5 protein-coding genes are annotated in these 5,502 nt (G+C 40.3%); all 5 read right to left on the reverse strand.

Annotation, left to right across the window (positions count from 1 at the left end; translation table 11 throughout):
• Positions 1 to 892 (reverse strand): DUF3352 domain-containing protein (locus F6K13_RS16070; protein WP_287287831.1); only part of this gene is annotated, 892 nt, incomplete at its 3' end.
• A gap of 500 nt (positions 893 to 1,392) precedes the next feature.
• A complete protein-coding gene (locus tag F6K13_RS16075; RefSeq protein WP_287287832.1) occupies positions 1,393 to 3,495 on the reverse strand; it encodes an ATP-binding protein in 2,103 nt (700 codons plus the stop codon).
• 55 nt (positions 3,496 to 3,550) lie between these two features.
• Complete coding sequence (locus tag F6K13_RS16080; protein ID WP_287287833.1) at positions 3,551 to 4,738, reverse strand: YbjN domain-containing protein; 1,188 nt, start codon at positions 4,736 to 4,738, stop codon at positions 3,551 to 3,553.
• A gap of 81 nt (positions 4,739 to 4,819) precedes the next feature.
• On the reverse strand, positions 4,820 to 4,984 hold the full coding sequence (locus tag F6K13_RS16085) for a hypothetical protein (protein WP_287287834.1): 165 nt from the start codon (positions 4,982 to 4,984) through the stop codon (positions 4,820 to 4,822).
• A gap of 20 nt (positions 4,985 to 5,004) precedes the next feature.
• On the reverse strand, positions 5,005 to 5,502 hold a 498-nt coding region (locus F6K13_RS16090), incomplete at its 5' end, for a hypothetical protein (protein ID WP_287287835.1).

The raw sequence follows: 5,502 nt of genomic DNA on the forward strand, positions 1-5,502 counted from the left end.
GACTATTAGGTTTTAGCCAAGAAATAGCTTTTAAATTTATACCTTCAGGAACTAAATTGATGCTAGCTGCCACTCCTTGGTTATCCTCAAGTTGTTTGAGATTTTCCTCAGAAACAGGAGTAATAGATTTACTAGAACTATAAGCAGCAGCAACAGGAATATTCACATATACCAAACCAAAGGGTGAAGGAGTTTCCAGTTTCTTGATCGCTTCTGTATAACCAGGAACTTTTGCCAGAGACTCGTCTCCTTTATAAATATCGATCGCCTGATTTATTGAAGTCTGGGAGTCAGTAATTACTAAATACTGATTCCCCAATGCTGCAGCAGAAATATCTTGCTTGGGCACTCCTTCCGTTTCTGTGATTTCAATACCTCTATAAGTACGTTTAACTAATTGACCTTTTTGAAGAGAGCGTGGTCGGTCTAAAACTTGTTTGGCCTTAACTGGATCGGCGATCGGCAAGACCACCACAGTTGCTTGTTGAGCTGGAGGTGGAGGAGGAGAGTCGGGAGCAGTAGAGTTAGCTGGTTCTAGAGTTTGCTTGCGCAATAAAGCAATCATTATTTCCTCTCCTACCCAAGGTTGAATATCTCGTTGATAGTTATAACCATAAGTCGTGAGAAAGCGATCGCGCAGTTGCCCCAATAGATTTTTAAAAGCAGTTTGAGATTCTGGTGTGCCAAACTGTTGCAGTTTTTCCCATTGACTGGGGTTACTAGAGACAGAAATAGTCATCATTACATCTTTGGGCACAACTTCAGCACCTACTGGCAAATTATCTGCTGTTTCTTTGGAAGCTACTATAATGTAGCCAGCGACACTACCAATAATCATTAATACGGTTGCCCCTAGTAAGGTTAAGGGTAAGGTTTTATCTTGTTTTTTCATTTTTAATTAAAATAGGAAGTAAGGAATAGGAGTTGGCTAGAGGTAATAATATTTGTATCAAAATATTTATTCAAATGGTATTATAGATATATACAAAAATAATTTGCTATAAATTCAAAATTATATCAAGACTTATCCATAAACGCTATTGGTAGGGTGTGTTAGCGGTATCTTAACTGAGCAAAACCCTATATCTATTGTCAGCGCGTAAGTTCCGATATAGGCCCAGTAGGGTGTGCTTTGCTGTCGCATAACTCCGTTAACGCTCCACGACATGTTTGCAGAGCATGACTATAGGAAAAAGCGGTAGTGTAACGCACAAAACCCTATATCTATTGTCAGTGCGTAAGTCCCGATATAATTATTCAAGATAGGGAGTAGAGGAGATGGGAGCAAATTTCAACCTTTTTCCCTATTCTCTAACTGAACCTCCTGACTTCTGACTTTTGAATTATGACTTTTGACTTCTATGATAGTTGTTTATTGTAATTTAACGCTTATCACCCTGTGAGGACATTATCCCATACCTTACCCATTTTCTGATACTCACGCCTAATTCCTTGTAAAAGATGTTCCATCATTACTGCACTGTCAGCTTCAGCAGCGAGGAACGCAGCAGCTAAGGCAATATTTTTAATATTCCCACCACTCAATTTAAACTGCCTTGCCAAAAAATCAAAATCTATATCTGGTGACAAGGGGATTTCCTCAGTCCAAATTCCTTCCCAAATCTGCCGACGACTTGCTTCATCTGGTGAGGGAAAGTGAACCGTAAACGCTAACCTACGCACGAATGCTTCATCCAAATTTTGACGCAGATTTGTCGTCAGAATTGATATACCTTCATATTCTTCCATTTTCTGCAATAGATAGCCAATTTCAATATTGGCGTAGCGGTCATGGGAATCTCTAACTTCAGAACGCTTGCCAAACAAAGCATCTGCTTCGTCAAACAGCAGGATGGCGTTAGCTGTTTCCGCAGCTAGAAAAATGCGGTTCAGATTTTTCTCTGTCTCCCCAATGTATTTACTGACAACCTGGGATAAATCAATTTTGTATAGTTCAAGCTGTAGTTCATTGGCGATAACTTCCGCAGCCATTGTTTTGCCTGTACCCGGTGGACCAGAAAATAATACATTTAAACCTTTACCAATAGACAGCTTGCGGTGAAAACCCCACTTATCATAAACGATATGACGATACTTTGCTTGATTGCAAATTTCTTTGAGTTGAGCAAGTTGATCCGTTGGTAAGATAATGTCTTGCCAATTATACTTAGAGTTAACTTTGCGAGCTAATTCAGTTAAATTATTACCAGATTGCTCGCGAGCTGCTACTAATAGATCGTTTAGACTAGGTTGAATTGTATTGTTTAATGGCAATTCCTCAAATTCTGAAGCAGCAACCCACAAAGCTTGATTAGAGGCATTTTTAACTGCACCAGCTATTTGTTCTGAATTCAAACGAAAACGATTAGCAAGGGTATCTAGTTGGCGATCGCTAAGTACAATTCCTTTGGATTCCAAATTTGCTTGCCAGTGTATACGCCGTTGGGAAAAATCAGGCAGAGGAAAAGGCACAGTAATCACACCCTTCATATCGAAAGTTGCTACCCACGACTGTACTCCCGATAAGATTACCACATCTTTCACCTCAGCTAGTCTATCAAGTAAGCTTTTATATAACAGATGCTGCTCTTTCGTCTGTAGTGCATCTAAATTTTCCAGATAGAGGATAGCATTGTGAAAACAAGCTTCACGGAACAATAATTTGAGTAGTTGGTCAAAATTTTCCTTAATTGCTAAAGCTTGAGATAAGTCGGCAATCAATAACTGCCTGTTAAGTTGAGCTGCCAGAGCGATCGCTCCACGACGTTTCTCAGCAGGGTGCGAACCAGAGAAATAGATAAGTAAAGGTTGATGTGTATTTTGAGTTTGGATGATTAGTTTAGGAAGTATCCGCTTAATTTCATCCCGAATGGGGAATTTTTCCTCAACAGCAGGATGAGTTAATAATTGACACCATAATCCTAAACGCGGTTCAAGTCCCTTTTGGTTTAACAGAAAATGGATAACTTGGTCATCGAGTTTTAGATAATAGGATAATATTGGTGGCTTAACCTGATGAGGGTCAGGAATTAAGTGAAGTAAGCCGTGTTTGATTAAGGGTGCATCAGGAGCAAAATGGACTCGTTGCAACAGTTTTGCTTCAGGAGAGGGACATAGTAAATTTAGGGCTAAATCAACACTAGGTCGCTTGCGAGTCACATCATCTTGAAGATAAGCGTACAGGCGATCGTAACGCAAATCAATTTCTGGAGCTAGGGCAATAAGCATCAAGTCCAAATCAAATTCAGACAAATTGAAAGTTTGTTTTAACCAGTTTAATGGTATACTATTAATTTTAGTAGATTCAGTATCTACTGCAAACAAAGGTATTCCTGGTTGACGAGCTAGGAGTCGGTTGACCTCATCGGGATCGATACGAAGACCTCGATAAGGGTCGTTAGCAGCTTCTGAACCGTAGAAAGCTTGTGCTTTTATTACTGCTTGCTCTAGTAATTTATCTAGCTTTTGTAATGCTGAGAGCAGGTAGTTGAACATTTTTTGTATTTTAATATGTGTAGTTCAGAGAATTCATCGGTTTGGATGTATCGCACTACAAGATCCTGCGGTCGCTTTCGATGAGGGCGATCGCTTCTTCTGGTAAGATATTCTCATCCATCACTGCCCGGATACCCGGTAAGTAGTAATCCATAATCGCAACGTTAGCATACACCAACCGTTTGATGACTTTATATGTCAGGATGTTGCCTTCAACAGCAATGCTGGTTTTGTAGCGAATTTCACCATCGTTAAAGTCCATCTCGAAATTGCCGATGATTAAACCATAGTTGATACGGGTGAGTAGTTCTGCCATGGCCAATCGTTTTTCTTCAGAGACCAATTCAGGGTAGATCGAATAAAAAACAAATTGTTCTTCAGTTTCTCTAGCTTGAGCATAACAGTTCCAGAGACCGTTTTTGCCCTGGTAGGCCATTTGTAAAACGGATTGTCCTTGGAGTTTGGTGAAGGTCCAATCGTCTTTCGTGAAGTAGGCAATGATGGTTGTCAGGATGGATTCTTCACGGGCCAAATCGTCAGTCTCGTTATTATCATCCTCAGAAAAAGCGTTATCGAGCCAGGTTTCAAATCCTTCAAAGAGGTTGGTGATTCCTTTGACGAGTTCCTCAGCAATATCTTCGGTTGCAGCGCTAAGGTTGGCAGCAGCCCAGTTTTCGGCAAAGTTGGTGATGCCTTCGGCAATTTGTTCCCTGGCGGTTTCCGGATGGTTAAGGATTGTTGGATTGACGTAATTCCAAAAGGTGGTATAGCCTGTTTGGCCAGAGTCTTGGTCTTGTTTGACAGATAGGCAGAACCAATTTTCGGTGTTGAGGAGGGGATTGGAGGACAATGGTGACTGTGGTTCGGTTTCAGAGGGGGAAACTGTTGGAGGTAAGGTATTTTGTTGGCTGAGGTTAGTGAGATAGGTCGCAACAGTTTCAGGGGTGTTGGCGTGTTCTGAGAGTTGGGGGAGCAAGTCTGGTTTGAGGGTGATTTCCAGTTGAATATCAGTATCAGGCAAGAAATCACCGTTAGAGAAGGGACCACGAAATTCAGGGTTGAGGTTAAAGAGGGCGTGGGTTTCGATTTGTTGGTAAGAAGTGGGGCTTATTTGTAAGGTTAGACGACATTCGTTAATGATGTCTTCCTGGGCAATGAGGGCAATGTTGACAACGCGAGTAGTCAGGAGTGAGGCCGTACCCTCACAAAAGGTTAAATTAAAGTTGAATTGATAGTTATCCATGGTCAAAGAATGTGAAACCCAGAGGCTTTAATGAGGATATTTTTTCTCGGAATAATGATCTTATAATCAATAGAAGTTACTCTAGAAAATCTCAAATATGGAAGCTGTGGCGCTCAGGTTGACAGCAGCCCAGTTTTTGGCGAAATTGGTGATGCCTTCGGCAATCTGCTTGTGGGCGGTTTCAGGGTATTGGGTGTCCTTAATCCATGCTATGAGATTAACACAGTCACCATCAATTTCAACCAAAGAATTGATGTTGCAAAGACTCAATTGTTTGATAGTCGTAACAAATTGTATTTGTCTACAAATTTATTAAAGTTAAAATCCTTAAATATTTTAGGCATCTCTTCCCTGAATTGTTTACCTTCTTCGCTATCTTCTCCATTTTTGATATCTAGCAACACTTTAGGCCAATAGTAGAAAGCTTTTGCTTCTAAAGCCATTTCTAAATAGCCTTTGAAGTCGATATCAAGACTGTATATATCCACCTCGCCACTATAATTATAAAAAATAGACTTGATGTTACTATTGGGGTTAATAATGATGCCGCATTGAGCTTCATCAGAGATCAAATCGAAAGGATGAAAAAAGCGTATATCTGCATATTCTGCCACCTCGTCCTCTTCATACAAGTAGCCCTCCCAACTTTTGATTACATCCTCCAAATTTAAAAAATTTATTCTACCTCCAATCAGGCCAAAATCATCACTGCTCCAATCAATTCTTAAGCCATTATAATTTCGATACAGAGCTATTAAATTTTC

This window comes from Okeania sp. SIO2B9 (assembly GCF_010672505.1).
Lineage (GTDB): Bacteria > Cyanobacteriota > Cyanobacteriia > Cyanobacteriales > Microcoleaceae > Okeania > Okeania hirsuta.